Source organism: Streptomyces botrytidirepellens, assembly GCF_003721215.1.
GTDB lineage: Bacteria > Actinomycetota > Actinomycetes > Streptomycetales > Streptomycetaceae > Streptomyces > Streptomyces himastatinicus.
Map to the genome: position 1 here is coordinate 1 of NZ_RIBZ01000582.1, position 3,744 is coordinate 3,744.

General features: G+C 76.6%; 4 protein-coding genes. 2 read left to right on the forward strand and 2 right to left on the reverse strand.

Going from position 1 to position 3,744, the window contains the following annotated elements:
- Nucleotides 1–43 precede the first annotated feature (43 nt).
- A complete protein-coding gene (locus EEJ42_RS33155; RefSeq protein ID WP_123105703.1) occupies nt 44–283 on the reverse strand; it encodes a CDGSH iron-sulfur domain-containing protein in 240 nt (79 codons plus the stop codon).
- Nucleotides 284–287: 4 nt separating this feature from the next.
- Nucleotides 288–968 (reverse strand): HemK2/MTQ2 family protein methyltransferase, encoded by a 681-nt coding sequence (locus EEJ42_RS33160; protein WP_123105705.1) that lies wholly within the window; start codon nt 966–968, stop codon nt 288–290.
- Nucleotides 969–1,098: 130 nt separating this feature from the next.
- On the opposite strand from EEJ42_RS33160, the gene EEJ42_RS33165 reads away from it, so the two are divergent.
- Both EEJ42_RS33165 and EEJ42_RS33170 read left to right on the forward strand, forming a co-directional pair.
- Entirely contained in the window at nt 1,099–2,682 is a 1,584-nt protein-coding gene (locus EEJ42_RS33165; protein WP_123105707.1) for an FAD-dependent oxidoreductase, read from the forward strand.
- The gene (locus EEJ42_RS33170; RefSeq protein WP_123105710.1) at nt 2,679–3,704 is read left to right on the forward strand and encodes an iron-containing redox enzyme family protein; all 1,026 of its coding nucleotides are present in this window, start codon (nt 2,679–2,681) and stop codon (nt 3,702–3,704) included. Before EEJ42_RS33165 ends, EEJ42_RS33170 begins: the two co-directional genes overlap by 4 nt.
- The last annotated feature ends 40 nt before the right edge of the window (nt 3,705–3,744 follow it).

Genomic DNA, 3,744 nt, shown 5'->3' on the forward strand with positions numbered 1-3,744 from the left:
CCGGGACCCCGGTGCGGTTCGCCCCGCTGCGCCGCCCGGGCCCTCAGCCGTCCCGGGTGCGGGCCCCGTCCCGGGTGCGCGCCGGGCGGCGGTGACTGGTGTCGCACCAGGGGTAGCGGGCGCTGCGCCCGCAGGCGCAGACCGCCACCATCACCCGGTCGGAGCGGACCGTGCTGCCGTCCTCCAGGACGACCTCCACCGGGCCCTCGACCAGCAGCGGGCCCTCGGGGTCGACGAGGACGCGCCGCGCCGGAACACCGGCGCCGCCGGGCTCATCGGGCACCGGCTCATCGGGCACAGCTGCTGCACTCGGTCGTACGGATGGCCCGGATCACCACCAGCTCCTCCTTGTCGTCCCCCGGGCCGATCAGCCCCCGGGAGGCCAGCCAGGGGCCGCGCCGCAGCAGCACGGGCCCGAACGGGACGACGCGGCGCGCGGTCACATCCGCGTGCAGCCCCTGCTCGGCCAGCCGCTCCAGCGTCGTACCGACACCGCTCAGCGCGGACTGGACGAGCAGCAGCACCCCCCGCGGGCGCAGCAGCTCCGGCATCCGGGCGCACAGCCGGTCCAGCACCGCCCGGCCGTCCGGCCCCGCGTTCCAGGCACGGCCGCCTCCGGCGCGCTCGAAGGGCCCGGGACGGCGCGAGGGCACGTAGGGCGGATTGGCCAGGACGACGTCGAAGCGCCGCCCCGGGGCCACGGACGCCAGACCGCCGAGGCGGACCCGGACCGGCTCGCCGCTGAGCCGGGCGTTCAGCCAGGCCGCCAGCACCGCGCGCGCCGAGACGTCCACGGCCTCGACCCCCGCGGCTCCGCAGCGCGCGGCGAGGACCGCCAGCGCGCCGGTGCCCGTGCCGATGTCCAGCACCTGGGCGCCCGGCAGGGCGGGCTCGCCGCGCACCGCCTCGGCCAGCAGGGCGGTGTCGTCCTGCGGCGCGTACACCCCGGGAGGCGCGATCAGTCGCATCCGCCCTGGGTACCTCATCGGCAACGATCGAAACCGCGCCGGTGTGTCCGGCCGGATGCGTCGGCCGGGCGTTCGGGGGCACTCGGCGGCCCGGAGAAGCAGCGGCAGAGCGGCGGAAGAGGAGCGGTCGATGACGAGTCTTCCCACCGGGTTCGCGCCCGCGTCGTACTGGATGGAATCGGCCCCCGGCCCGGCGTATCCAGCCCTGGAGCCCGGCCCCGAGCGGAGCGTCCCCGAGGTCGAGGTCGCCGTCGTGGGCGGCGGCATCGCGGGGATCTGCACGGCCTGGGAGCTGGCCCGGGCGGGGCGCCAGGTGGCGCTGATCGAGGCGGACCGGCTGGCCGCGGGGGCGACCGGGCACACCACGGCCAAGCTCTCCGCCCTCCAGGGCCTCGCCTACCAGGACATCCGCGCCTCGCGCGGCGAGGAGGCGGCGCGGCTGTACGCGGCGTCCCAGGCCGACGCGGTGGACCGGGTCGGCCGGATCGCCGCCGAGCTGGGCATCGACTGCGATCTGGAGCGGGCCCCGGCGTACACCTACGCCGAGAGCGAGGAGTCGCTGGACGCGGTGCGGGCCGAGGCGGAGGCGGCCGCGGCGGCCGGTCTGGACGCCTCGTTCACGACGGAGACGGATCTGCCGTTCCCGGTCGCGGGCGCGGTCCGGGTCGCGGACCAGGCCCAGTTCCACCCCCGGAAGTTCCTGCTGGCCCTCGCCGGGGATCTGGTCGCGCGCGGCGGCCGGATCTACGAGAACTCGCGGGTCATGGGCCTGGGCGAGGGCCATCCCTGCCGCCTCACCACCGACCGCGGCGCGCGGATCCGGGCACGCGAGGTCGTGGTCACCACCGCCTACCCGATCTTCGACCGGGCGCTGCTCTTCCCCCGGCTGAAGGTGCGGCGCGAGCTGGTCGTCGCCGCGGTGCTGCCCGAGGACGGCGCCCCGCGCGGCATGTACCTCACACCCGAGGACGACACCCGGTCGGTCCGCAGCGCGCCCTACGGGGACGGCCGGCGGCTGCTCATCGTCACCGGGGAGAAGTTCACGCCCGGGGTGGGCAGCGTCGAAGGGCGCTACGAGCGGCTGATCTCGTGGACGCGGCGGCGCTTCCCGGGCGCCGAGCCCGCGTTCCGCTGGGCCGCGCAGGACAACTGGACCACCGACCACGTGCCGTACGTGGGCCCGCTGCACCCCGGCGCCCGGCACGCGTACGTGGCGACCGGCTTCGCCGGATGGGGCATGACCGGCGGCGTGCTCACCGGGCGGCTGCTGGCCGGGCGCCTGACGGGACGGCCGCTGCCGTGGACGGACCTCTACGATCCGCGGCGGCTGAACCCGCTGCGGGAGACCCCGGCGCTGCTCCGGCTGCAAGGCGAGGTGGCGCGGCACTTCTTCGGCGACCGGATCTCCGGGGACGGCGCGGACGCGGTCCGTGACATCCCGCCGGGCGGCGGCGCGGTCGTCCGCGTCGGGGCGGGACAGCGCGCCGTCCACCGCGACGAGGACGGGGCGCTGCACGCCCTGTCCGCGCGCTGCACCCATCTGGGGTGTCTGGTGCGGTTCGACGACGCCGAACGGACCTGGGAGTGCCCGTGCCACGGGTCCCGCTTCGCCGTCGACGGCAGCGTGCTCCAGGGCCCGGCGGTCCACCCGCTGGAGCGGTACGACGACCTCGGCGACGGGCACGACGGGCCGGACGGGGAGGGTCGGCGGTGACCACCGACTCCCGGAACGCGGCCACGCACGCGGCGCACGGCGCGCCCCCGCTGCCGGAGGCCCGCGGTCCGCTGTCCGCGGCGGTCCGTACCGCCCTGCTCCACGCCCCGCCGCCGGAAGACCTTCCGGCGGCGGGGGCCGCCGACCCGTTCGGCGAGGACCTTCAGCTCGCGCTGTACCTCGCCTACGAGCTCCACTACCGGGGCTTCGCGGGCGTCGACGAGGCGTGGGAGTGGCAGCCGGATCTGCTGCGGCTGCGGGCCGCGCTGGAAGACCGGTTCCTCGGCGCGCTGCGCGAGGCCGTGCCCGGTGGCGCGGATGTGACCGGGGAGCTGGACGCGCTGCTGGTCGAACCGCTGGACGCGCCCGGCGTCAGCCACCACCTCAGGAGCCGGGGCACCTGGGGGCAGCTGCGCGAATATCTGGCCCACCGCTCGCTGTACCAGCTGAAGGAGGCCGATCCGCAGGCGTGGCTGATTCCCCGGCTGACGGGACAGGCCAAGGCGTCGCTGGTGGCGGTGGAGTTCGACGAGTTCGGGGCGGGCCACGGCGACCGGGTGCACGCCCGGCTGTTCGCCGAGGCGATGGCGGGAGCGGGTCTCGACCCGGGGTACGGCCGCTACGTGGACCGGGCGCCCGCCGAGACGCTCGCCACCGTCAACCTGATGTCGCTGCTCGGTCTGCACCGCTCACTGCGCGGCGCGATGGCCGGGCACTTCGCCACTCTGGAGATCACCTCGTCGCCCGGGGCCCGGCGGCTGGCCCGCGCCCTGGAGCGGCTGGGCGCCGAGCCCCGGTGCGTACGGTTCTTCACCGAGCACATCGAGGCCGACGCGGTGCACGAACAGCTGATGCGCCGGGACGTCATCGGCGGTTTCCTCGCCCAGGAGCCGGAGCAGGCCCCGGCCGTCGTCTTCGGGATCCAGGCCACCGGCTACCTGGACGCGCGCTGGTCGGAGCGCCTGCTCGGGGCGTGGGCGGCAGACCGCCCGTCCCTGCGCCTGCCGCTGTGCGACGGCTGACCGCCGCGCGGCGGGGCGCTCCGGGGCTGGCCGCCGCCCG